A 19032-nucleotide genomic window follows, 5' to 3' on the forward strand; every position below is an offset into this window, starting at 1 on the left:
GTAATTGGAGGGATTCGTATGTCAGCTTACGGAGCGGTTCAGGGACGTTGGACGGCAAGAGATATATGTTTAACGGCAGTGATGACAGCTGTGGTGTTTTTTATGACCTTTGTGCCCAAGATTCCCATTCCCTTGGGGTATGCGCATTTAGGTGATGCGGCGATATTCCTGCTGGTGGTACTGGCAGGACGGCGTGAGGCTGTCTGGGCAGGCTGTCTTGGTTCAGCCCTGGCTGATTTTTTGGGAGGGTTTGCCCTGTGGATAGGGCCTACACTGCTCATTAAATATCTGATGGCTATGACCTTTGTCCTGCTGATGGACAAAGGCAATGAATGGCTCAAATCACCGCGTACATTCATAGCTCTGTTAGCTGCCTGCCTCGTGATGGCTGCCGGCTATACCCTGTTTGGTGCAATACTCTATGACAGTCTGGCCGCTGGCCTGTCCTCGGCCCCCGGGCTCCTGTTGGAAGGCGGCGTAAATATTGCTGCTTTTTATCTGGCAGCTGTGGTACTGAAAGATAGGATTTAATATACAAAAAGCCTCTTAACTAGCTGTGGGCAGCTAGCTAAGAGGCTTTTTTAGGCAATGATATTGCGCCGTTATTTATTTTTCAGCAGTTCCCGTGTATGCTCCGCCACCATTTCCGGCGTCATATCGCGGTTGCGGGCCACGCCGGTTTTGCGGGCGGCTTTGGCGACGGCTGCGGCTACAGTCGGTGCTACTTCCGGGTTAAAGGGGCTGGTGATGATGTGTTCTTCATCAAGCTCGGCGGGGCTTATCAGTGAGGCAATGGCTTTGGCTGCAGCCATTTTCATTTCCTCGTTGATAGTGCTGGCCTGTACGTCCAACGCTCCACGGAAGATACCGGGGAAAGCCAGGAGGTTATTGACCTGATTAGGGAAATCGGAGCGGCCCGTGCAGACGATTCTCGCACCGGCCTTCTTGGCCAAATCGGGCATAATTTCCGGTTCGGGGTTGGCCATACCCATGACGATAGCGTCTTTTTTCATGGTGCGTACCATATCGGGCGTCAAACAGCCGGCAACGGATACGCCGATAAAGACGTCAGCCTTGCGGATAACGGCGTTTAAGGGGCCGGCCTCGTGGTCAGGATTGGTTATTTTGGCAATGTCTTCCTTATAGGGGTTCATGCCATTGGGACGGCCGTCATAGATGGCACCACGGGAGTCACAGAGAATGATATTGCGGCCGCCGGCACTATGAATCAGCCGGGTAATAGCCTGACCGGCTGCACCGGCACCATTTACGACAAATTTGGCCGTGGCAAAGCTCTTGCCGACGATTTTAAAGGCATTTATCAGGGCAGACACCACGACGATAGCCGTGCCGTGCTGGTCGTCATGGAATACGGGAATATCCAGCGTTTTCTTCAATTCGCGCTCAATATCAAAGCACTGGGGCGCTTTGATATCTTCCAGATTGATGCCGCCGAACGTGGGCGCCATAAGCTGCACGGCCTTTATGACTTCCATGGGTTCCTTGGCGTCCAGACAAATGGGAACGGCATCAACGCCGGCAAAGCCCTTAAAGAGGATAGCTTTGCCTTCCATGACCGGCAGGCCGGCCAGAGCACCGATATTTCCCAGGCCCAGTACCGCAGTGCCATTGGTGACTACTGCCACCATATTGCCTTTACTGGTGTAGTCATAGGCTTTGCGCTTATCGTCCTTGATGGCCAGACAGGGCGCTGCCACACCAGGGGTGTAGGCTAATGTCAAATCTTCGGCCTTTTCCAGGGGCACTTTGCTATGTACGGCTAATTTACCTTGATATTCTTTATGCAGTTTCAGAGCTGCGTCATTTACATTGCTCATATTTATACTTCCTTTCATATTACGGCTAATAGTATATACAGAGAACGTGTGAATTTCTGTATTATAAGTTACAATTTACACTTTCTTTATAAAATGAGTACAAATATATATAAAGTGTAATATCTATTATTATATACAGTAATGAGAAAAAGACAAATATAAAATATGCATGGATATAATAAACATACGCTATGGATATTTTTCAAAAAAGAAAAGCCTGTGTAACAATTTACTCTTTAGCAGATTGTTACACAGGCTCTTGGTATTGTGAGGTAATTATTTAGCGCGTTTTGCTGACGCCGCTGCTGGGCGTGGGAACGGCGGCCGGTTCACGACTGCTGCCGCTGTCACTGGCTTTATTGGAATCGCCGCCGGAAGTATTGGCAGTTGTTTCCTTGCGCTCTTCGCTGTCAGAGGTACGCTTTTCCTTGCTGGTTGTTTCCTTGCTGGGATTGCGTTTTTCCCTGTCAGTGGATTTTTCTTCTTTTTTGCGGTTCTTAATGTTATCCGCAGGTTTGGTGCGGCCAATGGAGGTATCGCTGGCCGGAACTTCGCTGGCACCGGCAGGAATGCTGTTTTCGTACTCGCGGATATCGGCCTCCATACGGGTTTTATACTTGCCGCTGAGGGATACACCCAATGTATCAGCCACCGTCATACGGAGCTTGTTCAAGTCAGGAATCCAATAGCTGATACCTTCAATATACAACGGGCGCCCAGGTACCATGTCGGTTTTGAGGCCGTTATTTTTTGATTCTTTGAGCGTGCCGGCAAATTCCAGCAGCTGACGGAAGGACAGGTCTGTTTCAATAGAACCCATTACTTCCTTGATGACAACAGGCAGTTTGGGAATAATGGCCGGGGAAACAAGTTTTTCCATGCAGGCTCTGACAAAGTCCTGCTGACGGCGGATACGTCCCAAATCGCCTTCTTCATCACGATAGCGTACATAGGTTACGGCTTTGGCGCCGTCCATGTGCTGCATACCGGGCTGGAAGTCGATGATAAGACCGCCATCATCGTCCCAGGGGTCCTCATAGTGCATACGTTTAGGCACATCGATATCAATGCCGCCTATGGCGTCGATTATCTTTTTGAAGGACTTGGTGTTGATGATGATGTAGTGGTCAATATTTACCCCTAAGAGGCTCTCTACCGTGTCCTGGGAGAGTTTCTCCTTACCGTAGGCATAAGCAGCATTAACCTTGTCAAAGCCGTGTCCCTTTATCTTTACCCGGGTATCACGGGGCACAGACAGCAGGGAGGCCTGATTGGTTTTGGGGTCAATGGAGGCAATCATCAGCGTGTCGCTGCGCCCCACATCGTCGTCGCGTTCATCGACACCCATAATCATGATGGTGGCCTTGTCCTTGGCGGTCAACAGTTCTTCTTTCTGCTTGTTCTCTGTCGGCTTTTCCAGCAGGCTATTGCTGGCGAAATACGCACCGCCTATAGCTGCGGAAAGAAAAACAACGATAAGCAGCAACCAGGGCCAAATGCGTCGTTTATTTTTTGCTTTACGTGGTGGAATATTTGATTCTTGCAAAACAATACCTTCTTTTCTGTAGTTTGTAGTGTTATAACGCCGTTGTTCCAGTTTTGCCATAGGCAAAACTTCCTCTTGGCGTTTCAACGAGGCGGGAGATATGCTCGCCGCCTGTTTTGGTATTCATGCCCCCACCTGCTGAGGTGGGGGACATTTTCTTGCCTCGTTATAACGCGGAAGAAGATATCTTCCGCCTCGTTGGCGTTATAAACAAATAAAAGACATATAGTGTTATTATAGCAAAGAAATATGAAAAAAGGAGTAGATAAGCAAAAAAAGTGTTACAATTACGAGAGAAAAGGAGGTTGCTGATATGGCACAGGAAATAGAGCGTAAATTTTTGGTAAAGGCTGGCTGGCAGCCACAGGGGCAGGGGGAAAAAATTGCCCAGGGCTATCTGTCCACAGTGCCGGAGCGTACAGTTAGAGTCCGCATAAAGGGCGAAAAGGGCTTTTTGACAATAAAAGGAAAAAACAAGGGAATAAGCCGGGCGGAGTTTGAATACGAAATACCGCTTAAAGAGGCCGAGGCGATTTTAGAGCTGGCTGAGCAGCCTGTACTGACCAAGACACGTTATCTGGAAAGACACGGCAGCGATATATGGGAGATAGACGTATTTGCCGGGGAAAATGCAGGACTGGTTGTGGCTGAAATCGAACTGACTGCCGAGGATAGTGATTTCTTTAGGCCGGCATGGCTCGGAGAAGAAGTATCAGGCGATGTGCGTTACTATAATGCGAACTTAATAAAATCACCATATTCCCTGTGGAAAAAGTAAAAAATTGTAACTATTGGGGAAGAATGACTGTTATCCACAAGAAATTGACTAAAATTGGTGGAAAAAACCACAAAATATATGGAAAATCAACTTGTCAAGAGGGGATATATAGGGTTATCCACGGATTTATCCACATTGTCCACAGATTTTAGCGTATTTGTTTTGAACAATATACACATGTCGCTTATATATTATAGTAGGAAAATGAAAAAATAGTTACGATAAACATGGTTTATCCACAGCTGTGGATTGTTTTGTGGATAATTTTATGATGTTTAAGGGAATGTTGTATTGTTGAGGAAGGATTTTCTGCCAGGAGAGGGAATATATTATAGATACCGGGAATATGTAGAAAATGCTGCGGAGGTGAGATGATATGCTGTCAGAGGGGGAGTTGTTTCTGCGGCTGGTTCTCGCCTGTGTTTTGGGCGGCGTTATCGGGTATGAACGGCAGTCAAGACGCAAGTCAGCAGGCCTGAGAACAAATGTGCTGGTATGTCTGGGGTCCTGTCTTATTATGGTTCTGTCAGAGGCCTTGTATCAAAATGTCGAGGGACGGACCAATGCTGACCCGGCCAGATTAGCTGCACAGGTGGTCAGCGGCATAGGTTTTCTGGGAGCTGGCGCCATCATGAAGGAAGGCCTGTCGGTTACCGGACTTACCACTGCTGCCTGTTTGTGGGTGGTGGCTGGTGTTGGTCTGGCTGTGGGCTGTGGTTTTTATTCCGGGGCCCTTATCACTACGGCGTTGGTATTTGTGACTCTGGGCAGTTTGTCGCGCTTGGATGACTGGGTAGACCATGAAAAGAATTTATCACTTAATATCCATACGGTTGACCGGCCGGGGCAGCTCATGCGTATCAGCCGCTGTCTGGAAGATTTGCAGCTCCGGGTACGCGGCGTTAAGGTCAAGGCCGATGAAGATGAAGTTGATGACAGTGGCGAGAAATCCATGTATATAGACCTGGAGATTTTCAACAAGCAGAGCATTAAGAGTATCATCATCGTTGATGCCGTACGGCAGATAGATGGGGTTATCCGCGTAGATGTGGTGTAAAATTTTATTTTCCCGCGACAAGGAATTTGCTGATGGACGGGGAATAGTAAAAGTAGATAGTGTTGGCGACAAAAGGAGTGAGTGGACAATGAATCCGGAAATAGTGGATACGATGGTGCGGGCGGCCATGCAGGTCATGGATAATGCCTACGTACCTTATGGTAAGGCGGCCATAGGAGCATGTGTGCTGGCCAGTGATGGGACTTTTTACACAGGCTGCAATATAGAAAATGCCATACCGCGCCTGTCGGTTTTTGCGGAGGAAGTAGCTATGTACCGTGCCGTGGCTGATGGCAAACGCGAATTTGACGCCATCGCCATAATCGCTGATACGGAAGAGCCCTTTATCCCCAATGGTGCTGTATGCCAGCTGCTGGCAGAGTTTGATGTACAGGAAATAATTATGACCAATATGGATGGCGTAGTTAAGACAGCCAAGCTGAGTGACCTGCTGCCGAATGCCAAGGCGCCGATGGATAATGCGTTGCGCCCAACTGAGGAATAACGCGGTAGAATATGTATCCCGACTTTTGACATTATAATAAAGCTAAAGTTTTGCCCCCTTTCTGTCGATATATATGACAGAAAGGGGGCTGTATTTATGTCACAGATGGCTATGGAAACGCTGCTGACTTTGCAAAAGCTGGCAGATAAATCATATAAAGGCACGAAAACTGCTGTTAATAAGACTGCGGACGGTGAGAGTTTTGCGGATATATGGAATGAGGTAAAGAGAGAACAGGAAGAATGGGACAAGACTCTTAATGAGTATGACCTGACGAAGTATAAGCTGGGCCTGATGGACAGCTTTTGGTCAGACAGCCGCAAAAAGACGCAGGATTATATGTACAGCTATTATAAACGCCAGCAGCGTTCGCTGAATCAGCAGGCTATTAACGAAGTGGCGCAGAATATCGCCTGGCTGAATCAGCTGAATAACAGCGGCCTCCTTAACGGAAATATCGACACCGCAGCTGCCCAGGCTACCGGCAAGGCGCTGTCAGCAGCCCTAAAGACCACCATGCTGGCCAGTATCGTAAGCGTCAAAGCTTAAGGCGTATTCCAGCCATTCTATTAGTGTGAGATAATAACATCAACAAATTAAAGTTTTGCCGAATGTCTCAGAGTTTCGGCAAAACTTCAAAATGGAGGTGTTTTCTTGGCAGAGAATATATTGGAAATACGAACTTAAATATTATCATAAAAAGTAAACAGGCTCAAGTTATCATTTAAGTTATTCGTTTGTATATCTGATATAACTTAAAAAACGCCTACACGGATAGGCGTTTTAGTCGAAATATATTTAGTCATGGGCAGGAGAACGACGGGAAAAGCCCGAATTATCTAAGGCGATAAGAGGATTTCGCCGCATTGTAGGGGAACATGGCAATTATCAAGAAAATAACTATGTATGTCGCAATTGATGAGAGCAAACTTCTTAATGACAGCTACTACAAAGAACGAATCGAGGACGATATTGAGGAAGGCTATACTCAAGAGGAATCGCTGAGCAACCGCGCATCAGACGCACTGGAGCTTATCATGGAGAATGCTATATACAACGTTTACGTCCAAGTTGCCGGAGTCCATGCAGCGCTTATTGCAGGCGGCCTGAGGATTTTATCTCTTGAGACATACGGTTTTCAAGGAGCCGTTAGTATTTTCTATGTGGGAAGTTTGAGGAAGAATATATTATCGTTCACAAGTAAAGATGAGGTAGAAACAGCATTTTTCAACAGAATTTTTGATTAGTATATCTTGGGGAAGCGGGTGAACTATCATGTCTATGGTATTGGCACATAATAATGCGGCTATGCAAGCACTCCATGAAAATCAAAAGAATTCCAATAGGTTATCGAAAGATTTACAAAAAGTGGCTAGTGGAATGAAGATAAATGGGGCTGGTGATAGTGCTGCTGAATATGCTATATCCGAAAAAATGCGGACAAGAATTAGAGGCCTAGACCAAGACATTCAAAATGTACAAAATGGCAGAGCACTTTTATCTGTGGCTGATGGTGGTATACAAAGCATCATTGATGAGTTACGAAGCCTGAAGGAGTTGGCAATCAATTCCGCCAATGACCACAATAGCAGTATAGACCGTGCGATCCTTCAGGAAGAATTTAATCAGAGAAGGGCTAATATAGAAGAAATTGCTGTTGAAACGAATTATAACGGAATTCCCCTGTTGGATGGAAGATGGTGTCAATTACTATGGGAAGATGGACAAACTGACCCTAAAATTATCAGTCAAAATGTTTCTAGCAATACTACAACGGGAACTGTTTCGACAACGGTAGTTGGCCCAAATGTATCTGTTAGTACGATACCGTCTACCAAGAAAACAGTTAATTCCAGTACGACAGTTATTTCATCAACTCCTCCGGCGACAACAGGAATGACAACAGTGGGACCAATTACCGGTACACCTGTCGTTACAAGTGTAACTTCTACAACAGGCCCAACGGTAACATCGTCATCCACGACGAGTTCAAATTCTAATATCGTCAAGAATGGAAACAAAACTACCGTTACGGATACAGATGTTACAACAACCAATAATACTGCAACCACAATAACCACAACTACAGATACGACAACGGTACAGAAGGTGACAACGACAACTTTTGTAACCTGTAATGAAATTACTACGACCAAACCAGAAGAGCCTATTCTAATAACTAATGGAACAACATCTATCACTGCTAATGGCGTATACAGATTTGCTTCGGATTACACTGGAACTCTGACAATAAGTGCACCAACTGTGGAAATAATGGGTCCCGAAGATGGTTCAACGGTGAATGATGTATATATTGTAGATAATGGCTTACAGGATCTCTACTTAAAGGATGTAAGTATTTCCAATAATGGTGATGATTCAACGATACGATTTGATGCATTGGGTTCAAATACGCTTCATTTGTTAGGGACAAATACTATTTATGAAGAAGGAAATTATCCTGGGCTTAGTATACCACGCCCTAAAAATACTGCATGCATTAATGCTGGTGGCAATCTGTCAGTGGTTGGTAGTGGTAGTTTATCCATAGATTCTAAATTCTTAAATAATGGAGCAATAATCGGTAGTGATTGTGAAGGAACCTGTGGTAATATAGCACTCGGTCAAGGAATAACAATAAATATAGTTCAAGAAAATAATGGTGGTGCTGCCGGAATAGGGGGGGGTGCTGGTGAAGCAGCATCATGTGGGGATATAACGATAGGCAGCAATTCCAATATTACAGTAAAAAGATATACGACCCCTGGAGGTACAGTAGATAATGATAACCCAGGTGTGGCAATTGGTGCTGGACAAATAAGTGCTCGGCCACAAGTTAATGTTAATATGCCACCTAAATGTGGTAATATTATTATTTATTCTAATGCAAATGTTACCGCTTATGGGCAAAAAGGCGCAGGTATTGGCTGTGGTGCTGGGGCAAGTTCCTGTGGAAATATCGTAATTTATTCCGATGCCAAGGTGGACGCAAAATCACAATCAGTAACAGGCAGTGCGGCAATAGGCAGTGGAACTGGTGGATTTGATTCGCTTGTTCCTTCAATACGTTACAAATCAACCTGTGGAGATATTAAGATATATTCTTATTCAAGTGGTAATGTAAAAGCTGTTGCTACATCGCTTGATGCGCAGGCTATCGGAAAAGGGAATACAAGTTCTAATTATTCAGCCTACAGTATAGTGGGGACTGTATCGTTATTAGACACAGTTATGCAAAAGGCAGGTGGCATTGCTGATTACAGCGAACTGAGTCTCGGCGAAACTACGGTTACGGAATATGAAATAATCACCGATACTATTGAAACTACAGAAACAACAGGAACTATAACAGAGACAACTACAACGCAATATGACACATGGACAGAAACAACGGAAAATATCTCAACGACGGTTTATGAAGATGGCGAATATGAGCGGAGGGCAAGGTTAAATAAACCGTTGATTATCCATACGGGAACAAAAGCCAATGAGCATCTGCGTGTCTATATCGAAAACATGCGGTTAAGTGCATTAGGTATTGAAGATACTAAGATAGACCCCTTGGAAGCTGCGGTATCAGCCTTGGACGTAATTGACGAAGCTATAGAATATGCGTTGAATAATGCGACTAAGGTCGGTGCCTATTCATCAAGGCTAGGACAAACAAACGAAACTTTAGTTGTATCACATGAAAGCACAACAGTTAGTGAATCGACCATACGTGATACAGATATGGCAAAAGGCATGGTTTCCTTGGTTAAGGATCAGATTCTTACACAAGCGTCACAGGCAATTTTAGCCCAAGCGAATCAAAGTTTGAGCAGTGTGCTATCGCTATTGCAATAAATGAAAAAAGGGGATTCACCAAATTTAAGATTTTGAGCCTCCAAAGGGATTTTATAACGTAATCGTCAAAATATAGTATGTCCCGATAGACATGAAAAAAGCAGCCCTAAGGCTGCGTTGGACGGTGGCATCATTATTCAGTTGGCAGAACCACATTCCACGGAAGATATTTTTCTAAAAAAGTGTCGTCTTTTAGCGAATCTTCCTGGGAAATGTTCGTGAAAATGTATTCCAGATATTCCTTGTATCAACTTTGTTGGCTATACATGTCTCTATGAGGCTGTAGGCTGCGGCACTGGCTGCAGCACCGGCAGGAGAACCGGAGAATATCCAGCTCTTGCGGCTAATGGTAAATGGCCGGATGCTTCTTTCTGCAAGATTATTGGAAATGCTGCAATTACCATCACGGAGATAGTTCATCAATTCGTTGCTGTGAGACAGGCAGTAATTTATGGCTTTAGAAATCTTGGATGCTTGCGGGACATGGCCCTTTTCTTTTTCAAGGTACTCAAATAAGGCTAGAAGAATTGGCCTAGCCTTTTCTTTCCACTGTTTTTGCCGTTCCTCAGCCGAAAGCTCCTGACAATCCTGTTCAATTTTGAATAAGCGGCCCATTTCCTTAATTACCCGGCCAGGGATGGTCTCCTCAGATTGCTCAATATTTTCAGGCAGGGCTTCAGCAAATTTTAGTCTTGCATGAACCATACAGCAGCAATGGATTACATCGTCCACCTGACTGTATCCTGCATAGGCATCTGTATGGAGATAGCCGTGAAATCCTTCAAGAAATTTACTGGCACATGCTCCTGCTCTGGAAGGCTGGTATTCAAAGAGCCTTATGTGGTGCTTGGCATATTGCCCTGTAGCATAGAGCCACATATAAGATTTGCTCTTATTCTTCCGGCCCTTCTCCTTAAGCACCTAAACCGGCGTTTCATCCGCATGCAGGATTTTTTCCTGCAGGAGCTGCTTTTTCATCAGCTCAATAAGGGGCTTAAGGTAATCCCTGTACGCATAATGAATCCAGTTTGCCATGGTCTGCTTGCTAAGGTTAAGTCCAAGAATCTGCCATAGCTTTTCCTGTCGTTGCAACGGCAATGCAAACTGGAACTTGTTGAGCATGGTGGCAGTCATCACGGATGGCGTAACCGATGAGTTGGGAATCAGCGGCTTATGTACCGGTGCCTTTATAAATTCCACATGTTCATCATTTTCACAGGCTTTGCACTTGTAGACCCACTGGTATATTTCATCAACAATAATCTTTGCGGGGATAACTCGCACCTCATCGCGGACATGCTCTTTTCCAACGGGAACCAGCTCATCACTGCCGCAAGAAGGGCAACGGTGGTCCTTTTCCGGAATATCCAAAATTACCACATTGCGTTCTGCCATGGAAAGGTCAAGCTTCCTTTGCGTACGCTGCTTCGTACGCTTATGTGCCTTAACTGTTGTAGACTCTTCAGAGAGCTCTGGAGAAGATTCCTGCTCAACTTCATTAAACAGAGACAACTGGTCAGGATTGGGCAATATTATCTTGGTGCGTTCAGATTTGGACGAAAAAAGACGCCTGCGCATAGAAGCATTTTCTTCTTTCAGAAGTGCTATTTCCTGCTTATAACGCAGCTCCATCTCAGCAATTTTTTGCTCATATTCAGCTCTGAGTTTTTCAAATAAGTTCTTATCTGTCACGCAAAATTCTCCCGTATAAAATATACCTATATTATACCCAAAAATCCTTGTGGATGCAGTATTCACAAGGATTTTGGGCAAATTATTCAGGATTAAATTGTGTGGGTTGGGTACGACTTTTTTACACTTGTCTGCTGGATTATTTCCAATCCTTCCATGAGCCATCTTAACTGCTGTTCAGAAATGCTTATGGCTTCATTTTTAGATTGGGGCCAGCGAAATTTACCGTTATCCAAACGTTTATACAGCAGGCTAAAGCCATCCCCGTCCCAGAAAAGGGCTTTTATTCGGTCTTTACGCCTTCCGCAGAACATGAATACATCCTGTGAAAAAGGGTTAAGCTTAAAATTTTGCTGCACTATAGCCGCCAACCCGTCAATAGACTTTCGCATATCCGTATGCCCGCAAGCGAGAAAAACGTGCTCGGCAGTAATGTTCTTGACCAGCATGGCTACATTTCCTGCAGAACATTCAGCACTGTTTTCAGGGATGCTTTGTTTACATTGCCTTCAACCTCAACTGACATCCCACCAATATGAATGGTAATCGTACCAGGATTGGCAAGGGCAGGTACCTCCACAGTTGGTGGCAACTGAACAAACTCAGTTTCTGCAGGCTGAGGCTGAGCAACATATTCCCTGATTTTTCGCAGCCAATAATAATATGCATGCCAGCTGATATTTCTGTCTTCACAGAATTTCGTTACGCTCATGTCGGATTCCTTGCATTCTTTAATTATGCTCTGCCATTGTGCCATGCGGACTTTGGTTCGTATTTCCAATATATTCTCCGCCAAGAAAACACCTCCATTTTGAAGTTTTCCCGAAACTCTGAGATATTCGGCAAAACTTTAATTTGTTGATGTTATTATCTCACACTAATAGAATGGCTGGAATACGCCTTAAGCTTTGACGCTTACCCAGTATCAGGAACTTTCAGGTCAATTCGTTTTTAGGGTTATAGATCAAAAAAGCAGCTCATCACTTGATGAGCTGCTAGTTTTTTTATGCGATATTATTATTTAAGCGGCTTTTTGAGTACGGAGAGTACTGCACAGCCTACTACAGCACCGATAAGGATAGCTGCAATATACATACCGGCATTGCCGATGGTCGGTACTACGAAGATGCCGCCATGGGGAGCACGCAGAGTGCAGTCAAAGGCCATGGAGAGGGCACCAGCCGTAGCGGAGCCGATGAATACGGAAGGAATTACACGCAGGGGGTCACCAGCGGCAAACGGGATAGCACCTTCAGTGATGAAGGACATACCCATTACATAGTTGGTAATACCAGCTTTGCGTTCGCTTTCGGTGAAACGGTTCTTGAAGAACGTGGTGCACAGAGCGATAGCCAGAGGCGGAACCATACCGCCAGCCATAACAGCGGCCATTACATGATATTCACCGGAGGCCAGGAGACCCGTACCAGTTACATAAGCAGCCTTGTTGATGGGGCCGCCCATGTCGATAGCCATCATGCCGCCCATAACGATACCCAGCATAATGCGGGCGTTCGGGTCCATGTTCTTCAGCGTGTCAACGAGCCAGGTGTTGATAGCACCAACCGGCGGAGCAATGATGAACATGCTGATGAAACCGATAATCAGAATACCGAAGAACGGATAGAGCAGAACGGGTTTGATACCGTCGAGAGATTCCGGCAGGCAGGAGAAGGCTTTCTTCAGGAAGTTTACAGCATAACCTGCTACGAAACCGGCTACGAGAGCACCGAGGAAACCGGAGCCAGTGCTGCCAGCCAGAGCACCGCCGACGAAACCTACAGCCAGACCCGGACGGTCAGCAATGGACATGGCGATAAAACCAGCGAGAATCGGCAGCATGAAACCGAAGGATGCACCGCCGATATCCATGAAGAACTTAGCCAGCGGCGTGTTGGAACCGAATTTGCTCGGGTCGATGGAGTAATCATCAAACAGGAAGGCCATGGCAATCAGGATACCACCGCCAACAACGAAGGGCAGCATGTGGCTGACACCGTTCATGAGGTGCTTGTAAATCTGACGGCCGAGGCTTTCACCGGAAACGTCAGCTGCACCGGCCTCTTCATCAGCGCCGGACGCATGGTAGATGGGAGCGTTGCCGGACAGGGCACGGTCAAGGAGTTCGTCAGCCTTGTTGATGCCGTCAGCAACCTTGGTGATGATGGTCGGTTTGCCATCGAAACGAGCCATAGCGACGTTCTTGTCAGCAGCGACGATAATAGCGTCAGCCTTGGCGATTTCTTCAGCGGTCAGTACGTTCTTAGCACCGCCGGAGCCATTGGTTTCAACCTTGATGGTGATGCCGCGCTTTTTAGCGTGCTGTTCGAGGCTTTCAGCAGCCATGAAGGTGTGGGCAATACCAGTCGGGCAGGCCGTAACAGCCAGCACCTGAATGTGGTCAGCTTGCGGAGCTGCCTGAGCAGTTTCGGCAGCCGGAGCTACGAAATTGCCATCTTCTTTAGCATCGATGAGTTTCAGGAATTCTTCTTTGCTCTTAGCGGCAATCAGGGCCTCCTTGAAGTCCGGGTCCATAATCATGGTAGCCAGCTTGGACAGGATAGCCAGATGGTCGTCATTGGCAGAGTCCGGAGCAGCAATCATGAAGAACAGGCGGCTCGGCAGGCCGTCCATGGACGCAAAATCCATACCGCCGGGAACCGTCATAGCGGCCAGACCGGCAGCCTTTACGCCAGCACTCTTGGCATGCGGCGTGGCGATACCATCGCCGAGGCCGGTCGTGCCGGAGGCCTCACGGGCAAAGACATCTTTCTTGTACTGTTCCTTGTCGGACAGGTTGCCGCCAGCCTCCATGAGGTCGGCCAGCTGATTGATGGCTGCGTTTTTATCAGCCGGGGAAGTACCCAGAGCAATGCTTTCGCTCTTGAGCAGGTCGGTAATACGCATAATGTTCTCTCCTTTGTATAAAAAAGAATTTTATAATAATGCCTTAAAGGCGAACACCCAATTTAGTAGTTAAAACTTAGGCAATAGTTGCCAGCAGCGCCTCAACTTCCGGACGCGTAGCGAGATTTTCGCTGAAGGCCGAGGCTGAACCCGTGGCTACACCCATGTGGAAGGCTTTTTCGAAGTCACCATTGGATTCAATGTAGCCGGTGATAAAGCCGGCCACCATGGAGTCACCAGCACCTACGGAGTTGATAAGCTTGCCCTTCGGTGCCGGGCATTTGAAGGACTGGCCCTCAGCCGTCAGCAGGATAGCGCCATCGCCAGCCATGGAAATCAGCACGTTCTGTGCGCCTTTTTCCTGCAGTTTCTTGGCGTAGGTGATGATTTCTTCGTCCGTAGTGAGTTTCACGCCGAACATGTCACCAAGTTCGTGATTGTTGGGTTTAATCAGGAACGGATGATACTGCAGCACGTTGAGGAGCAGTTTCTTTTCAGCATCAACCACAATGCGAATGCCTTTGCCGTCCAGACGGGCCATAATGCGCTGGTAGATATCGTCCGGCAGCGTCTTGGGAATGGAACCGGCCAGCACCAGTGTGTCACCTTCTACCAGCTTATCCAGCTGCGCGAAGAGTTCCTGCTGTTTTGCCTCGCTGATGTCAGGTCCCTGACCGTTGATTTCCGTTTCGTTTTCAGCCTTGGCTTTTACGTTAATACGGGAGAAACCTTTTTCCAACTGGACGAAATCGCTTTTTACGCCAAAGTCTTTCAGCTGGGATTTGATTTCTTCGCCGGTAAAGCCAGCCAGGAAACCCAGGGCCGTATTATCATGGCCGAGGTTCTTCAGCACGATGGACACGTTGATGCCCTTGCCGCCGGCCAAAACCTGCTCGTAGTTGACGCGGTTAATCTGGCCTGCTGTAAAGGAATCAAGGCGTACAATGTAATCCAGGGATGGATTGAAGGTTACGGTGTAAATCATTCTCTTACTCTCCTTCAAGAATAGTGGTATAATCTCGATATTTTATATCTGTCAGTTTACCGGTAATGATGGTAGCACTGGAGATATGGGCAAAGGTAATGGGGGAAATCTTGTTGAACTTTGACTGGTCAGCCAGTACGTAGGCATTTTTACAGCGGGATAAGGCTGCACCTTTAATGGTGCCCTCTTCGGCATCAGGGGTAGAAAAACCTGATTTCATGCTGATGCCATTGGTGCCGAAAAAGCCTTTGGTGAAGTTATAAGATTTTAAATTGTTTAAAGCCTCTGTGCCGACCACGGCCTCAGTGATGGCTTTTACTGCGCCGCCAATAATAAAGACCTTAAAACCTTTGGCAGCCAGTTTGCTGGCGTGCTGCATGCCGTTGGTGACAAAGACGGCGCTGGTTTCGGTAATGAAGTCGATAAGGTGCAGCGTGGTGGTGCCGGCGTCGATATAAACGAAATCTTTGCGCTTAATCAGGCTGGCGGCTTTTTTGGCAATGGCGATTTTTTCCTCGGGGAATAAATCGTTCTTTGTTTTCATATCTTCCTCGGCATTGCTGTAATTGTTGTCGATGGAAGTCGCACCGCCGTAAACTTTGTAGAGACGTCCACTCTTATGCAAGGCGGTGAGGTCGCGGCGTACCGTGGATTCCGAGGCATCAAGGGCCTTGGTTAAATCAAGGACGGTAACAGCCTTTTTTTCTTCGAGAATACGTAGAATTATGGCATAACGCTCTTCCGTCAGCATGGCTATCACTCTCCAAAAGTTTGATTATTTTATACTATACAACTAAAGTCAATCAAAGTCAATCAAAGTCGCGAGAAAACACGCAAAAAAATGGGCTAATCCCGTCAAAAAACTCCAATGTAATACATTTGTACTTTAGTGAGATACAATGGTAAAATTGTTACCTAGTCCCCGGAGGAAAACGCTAAGAGGAAGTTTTGACTGTGGCAAAACTGAAATAACGGCGTTATAATATATATAAATATATATGAAAGATCTAATAATTAGGGAAGTATAGGGGAGTGTGAGGCGTGTGGAAGAGGCAGCTGCTTATGCTGTTAATAAGACAAAACAAAAAATAGGACAAAACCGCAAGACATCATTCTATATAAAAAAATACCTGATGATTTTCGTTGGTGCCGTTATTGCCGCCTTTGGCTTGGAAGAGTTTTTGATACCTAATAATGTAATTGATGGTGGTATCGTCGGTATTTCCATCATGCTCGAAACCATAACGGGTATGAGTCTGGGTGTGTTCCTGGTACTGCTCAATATACCCTTTCTGTTCATGGGCTATAAGCAGATTGGCAAAAACTTTGCTATCGCCACTTTGGTAGCCATTTGTTTTCTGTCAGTGTGGTCGGAGATTTTTGAACCTTTGCAAAAGGTGACGGACGACCCCTTTTTGGCGGCCATCTTTGGCGGTATAATTGACGGTCTGGGTGTAGGACTCATAATCAGGGCTGGCGGCAGCCTGGACGGTACGGAGATTGTGGCTATCATCATGGATAAGAAGTCCGTTTTCTCCGTGGGCGAAGTAGTTATGTTTATCAACCTCTTTATTCTTTCCAGTGCCGGCCTTCTTTACGGCTGGGATAAGGCCATGTATTCGCTGGTAGCTTATTTTGTTATTTCCAAGATGATTGACGTGGTTATCAAAGGGTTGGACGAATCATACGCTGTCATGATTGTGACTAATGCACACGAAGAAATAACCTCAGCCCTGAATGACCGTCTGGGGCGTGGCGTGACGCTCCTGCATGGTGCCGGCGGCTACACGGGGGAAAGCAAGGAAGTCCTTTACTGCGTGGTGACACGCTTGGAGGTGGATAAACTCAAGGAAATCGTACTCGACAAAGACGAGAGTGCCTTTGTTACCATCAATGCCGTTCATGATATCGTGGGCGGCCGGTTTAAGAAAAAGTCAATTCACTGATTGGGAGAAGAGGTGCCGGCAATGAAAAAGAAAATTGTTTTATCATTGGTAATGCTGCTTTGCTGCTTTATGGCACAGGTTTACGCTGCTCAGCGTGTGCCGTTAAGGGTGGCGCAGTTTCCCCTGACGGTGCAGAGCTATATGACACCGTCACAGGACGTGCAGGACAGCTTGGAAAGGCTCGTTGACCGCAGTCTGCACATTCCTTTGAATGGCACATTGAACGCGGTTTACTATATTCCTGAAAAGGAATGTTGGGAGGCTTTTGACGCAGCCCGGGCCGAGGCTTTTGGCAAGGTAAAACTCAAGGATTTAATGCGTCCGGTAGCGGAAAAACTCAAAGCTGATTTGGTAGTTATGCCGGTGCTGACAGGCTATGAGCAGTACCAGACCATGAGCTGGAACCGCTGGGGGCGGTATATAACTCATAGCTATGCCTCTGTAGAAATCATCGGTTATGACAAGTCAAAAGACGAAGTATTCAGCAAAGGCGCCTCACGCCAGTATAATGACGAATACTCCACGCAGGCAGAAGTATCAAGGCTGGCCTGCGAGGCCATGGACGATGCCCTGCGCAGTGCCAAGGTCAACGAACGTGTATGGATTTGGAAAAACAGGTAATGTAAAACGCCTGACCGCGATGATGGTCAGGCGTTTTATTTTACGTATAGCCGTTTTCAACTACGTCTATTTTTCCGGTACGGGGGTGGAAAATCAGGCCGTGAATGGGGACGTCGGCAGGGATAAGGGGATTTAAGCGAATGTATTCCACTGTGTCGCGGACGTTTTGTTCCGGGTGGTGGAATTCGTCAGCCCATTCCTGCAGTTCTTTTTTCACCATGTGGATGGCCTCTTTGGCAATGCCCCGTTCCAGCATGGATTTTATCAGGCTTTCGGAGGTGGTATGAGCCATGCCGCACTCGTGATGGCCGATGACGATGATTTCCTTTACGCCGAGTTCGTAGATACAGACCAGCAGGCTGCGTATGGTGCCGTCAAATACACCGGTTACACCGTTGCCGGCGGTTTTTATGACCTTGGCCTCACCACGGCCTATGCCCAAAGCCGGCTCCAAAAAATTTACCAGCCGGGTATCCATGCAGGTGATGATGGCTGCCTGTTTTTGGGGAAGTTTGCTTTTCTTATGGTCCTCCTGCGTGTAGTCTGTGGGCGGATGGGCACAGAATTCGGCGTTGGCGGCCAGCATATCGTCAAGCAGGGACATGATACTCACTCCTTTGTGCTTTGCTTAAATAAATCCCGGGCGGATATTCAGTTTCTGGCCATCGCGCAGGGTGACTTTTTGTACCAGGCAATTGCGCATACCCACCATAAAGAGCTCAAATTCGTCAGCATGGGGGAGTTTTTTGAGCAGTTCGTCCCGGCTGACTTTTTCCGTAAGGTTTTGGGCACCTTCCTTGCCGTTGGGGTCAAGTATCATGACGTAGTAATCGCTGGCAGGTACGTCCTTGATTTCAAATTTACCTTTTTCATCAGCGACAGCATGATAGATGGGCTGGTTGGCAGGAATTATCCCGTCCTGATACCATTTTTGTACGGCAGCGTAGGGCAGGGCAGCAAAGTTGATGTTGCGGTCAATAAGCCATATTTCGGCCCGTTCAGTTTTTTTCTTGTTTTTGGGAGCGCTCATATCCCACATCATGCCGGCTCCGGCGTCACTTTTGGCGATATGCATACCGCGTTCCGTATTGGGTGTATAGACGTTGCCGGTAATGGAACCGGCAGCCGAGGCGATGGCTGTGCTGAGAGCCCAAAGGCAAATTAACAGCAATGTAATATGGCGTTTCATATATATCATCCTTTCTAAAATAATCCTTGTAGATATTCTTCGCTTTGCAGGAAAAAAATCCTGCTGTGTTTGCCTGTAACATCATTTTGCGGTACACTAGAGAGCGACGGTATGCACGGCAA

18 protein-coding genes and 1 pseudogene are annotated in these 19032 nt (G+C 46.7%); 9 read left to right on the forward strand and 10 right to left on the reverse strand.

From position 1 onward, the window contains the following. Window positions 1-18 precede the first annotated feature (18 nt). A complete protein-coding gene (locus DL94_RS0112510) occupies window positions 19-531 on the forward strand; it encodes an ECF transporter S component (protein WP_028130449.1) in 513 nt (170 codons plus the stop codon). 71 nt (window positions 532-602) lie between these two features. Here the strand turns inward: DL94_RS0112510 and DL94_RS0112515 are convergent, their stop codons facing one another. Both DL94_RS0112515 and DL94_RS0112520 read right to left on the reverse strand, forming a co-directional pair. Continuing rightward, entirely contained in the window at window positions 603-1838 is a 1236-nt protein-coding gene (locus DL94_RS0112515; protein ID WP_028130450.1) for an NAD(P)-dependent malic enzyme, read from the reverse strand. 280 nt (window positions 1839-2118) lie between these two features. Beyond that, the gene (locus tag DL94_RS0112520) at window positions 2119-3390 is read right to left on the reverse strand and encodes an LCP family protein (RefSeq protein WP_028130451.1); all 1272 of its coding nucleotides are present in this window, start codon (window positions 3388-3390) and stop codon (window positions 2119-2121) included. 307 nt (window positions 3391-3697) lie between these two features. Here DL94_RS0112520 and DL94_RS0112525 point away from each other — a divergent pair, with 307 nt between their 5' ends. The 6 genes from DL94_RS0112525 to DL94_RS0112550 all read left to right on the forward strand — a co-directional run bounded on the left by DL94_RS0112525 (window position 3698) and on the right by DL94_RS0112550 (window position 9570). Next, the gene (locus DL94_RS0112525) at window positions 3698-4162 is read left to right on the forward strand and encodes a CYTH domain-containing protein (RefSeq protein WP_028130452.1); all 465 of its coding nucleotides are present in this window, start codon (window positions 3698-3700) and stop codon (window positions 4160-4162) included. 376 nt (window positions 4163-4538) lie between these two features. After that, window positions 4539-5219: an MgtC/SapB family protein gene (locus tag DL94_RS0112530; RefSeq protein WP_197020760.1), complete on the forward strand. Its 681-nt coding sequence runs from the start codon at window positions 4539-4541 to the stop codon at window positions 5217-5219. Window positions 5220-5307: 88 nt separating this feature from the next. Continuing rightward, window positions 5308-5724, forward strand: a complete 417-nt coding sequence (locus tag DL94_RS0112535; RefSeq protein ID WP_028130454.1) for a cytidine deaminase — start codon at window positions 5308-5310, stop codon at window positions 5722-5724. A 96-nt stretch (window positions 5725-5820) separates the two neighbouring features. After that, window positions 5821-6273, forward strand: coding sequence for a hypothetical protein (locus DL94_RS0112540; RefSeq protein WP_028130455.1), 453 nt, complete (start codon window positions 5821-5823; stop codon window positions 6271-6273). Window positions 6274-6602: 329 nt separating this feature from the next. Continuing rightward, window positions 6603-6971, forward strand: coding sequence for a hypothetical protein (locus DL94_RS0112545; protein ID WP_028130456.1), 369 nt, complete (start codon window positions 6603-6605; stop codon window positions 6969-6971). A gap of 28 nt (window positions 6972-6999) precedes the next feature. Next, window positions 7000-9570 carry a flagellin N-terminal helical domain-containing protein gene (locus tag DL94_RS0112550; RefSeq protein ID WP_028130457.1) on the forward strand — a complete coding sequence of 857 codons (2571 nt, stop codon included), beginning with the start codon at window positions 7000-7002 and terminating at the stop codon, window positions 9568-9570. A gap of 192 nt (window positions 9571-9762) precedes the next feature. Here DL94_RS0112550 and DL94_RS16485 read toward each other — a convergent pair. The 6 genes and pseudogenes from DL94_RS16485 to DL94_RS0112580 form a co-directional block, all read right to left on the reverse strand. Continuing rightward, window positions 9763-11427, reverse strand: a pseudogene (locus tag DL94_RS16485) (IS66 family transposase). Continuing rightward, complete coding sequence (tnpB, locus tag DL94_RS0112560; protein ID WP_028130458.1) at window positions 11355-11711, reverse strand: IS66 family insertion sequence element accessory protein TnpB; 357 nt, start codon at window positions 11709-11711, stop codon at window positions 11355-11357. Before tnpB ends, DL94_RS16485 begins: the two are co-directional and overlap by 73 nt. 2 nt (window positions 11712-11713) lie before the next feature. Continuing rightward, the gene (locus DL94_RS14910) at window positions 11714-12058 is read right to left on the reverse strand and encodes an IS66 family insertion sequence element accessory protein TnpA (protein WP_037371879.1); all 345 of its coding nucleotides are present in this window, start codon (window positions 12056-12058) and stop codon (window positions 11714-11716) included. A 221-nt stretch (window positions 12059-12279) separates the two neighbouring features. Beyond that, the gene (locus DL94_RS0112570; RefSeq protein WP_028130459.1) at window positions 12280-14169 is read right to left on the reverse strand and encodes a PTS fructose transporter subunit IIABC; all 1890 of its coding nucleotides are present in this window, start codon (window positions 14167-14169) and stop codon (window positions 12280-12282) included. A 76-nt stretch (window positions 14170-14245) separates the two neighbouring features. Next, window positions 14246-15154, reverse strand: a complete 909-nt coding sequence (gene pfkB, locus DL94_RS0112575) for a 1-phosphofructokinase (protein WP_028130460.1) — start codon at window positions 15152-15154, stop codon at window positions 14246-14248. A 4-nt stretch (window positions 15155-15158) separates the two neighbouring features. Then, entirely contained in the window at window positions 15159-15905 is a 747-nt protein-coding gene (locus DL94_RS0112580; RefSeq protein ID WP_028130461.1) for a DeoR/GlpR family DNA-binding transcription regulator, read from the reverse strand. A gap of 337 nt (window positions 15906-16242) precedes the next feature. Here DL94_RS0112580 and DL94_RS0112585 point away from each other — a divergent pair, with 337 nt between their 5' ends. Together DL94_RS0112585 and DL94_RS0112590 are read left to right on the forward strand one after the other, a co-directional pair. Then, complete coding sequence (locus DL94_RS0112585) at window positions 16243-17100, forward strand: YitT family protein (RefSeq protein ID WP_028130462.1); 858 nt, start codon at window positions 16243-16245, stop codon at window positions 17098-17100. 21 nt (window positions 17101-17121) lie between these two features. Continuing rightward, window positions 17122-17721: a hypothetical protein gene (locus DL94_RS0112590; RefSeq protein ID WP_028130463.1), complete on the forward strand. Its 600-nt coding sequence runs from the start codon at window positions 17122-17124 to the stop codon at window positions 17719-17721. A gap of 40 nt (window positions 17722-17761) precedes the next feature. On the opposite strand, the gene DL94_RS0112595 is transcribed toward DL94_RS0112590, so the two are convergent. Both DL94_RS0112595 and DL94_RS0112600 read right to left on the reverse strand, forming a co-directional pair. Continuing rightward, on the reverse strand, window positions 17762-18325 hold the full coding sequence (locus tag DL94_RS0112595) for a beta-class carbonic anhydrase (RefSeq protein ID WP_028130464.1): 564 nt from the start codon (window positions 18323-18325) through the stop codon (window positions 17762-17764). A gap of 24 nt (window positions 18326-18349) precedes the next feature. Continuing rightward, on the reverse strand, window positions 18350-18910 hold the full coding sequence (locus tag DL94_RS0112600; RefSeq protein ID WP_028130465.1) for a hypothetical protein: 561 nt from the start codon (window positions 18908-18910) through the stop codon (window positions 18350-18352). Window positions 18911-19032 lie beyond the last annotated feature (122 nt).

This window comes from Selenomonas sp. AE3005 (assembly GCF_000686945.1).
GTDB lineage: Bacteria > Bacillota > Negativicutes > Selenomonadales > Selenomonadaceae > Selenomonas_A.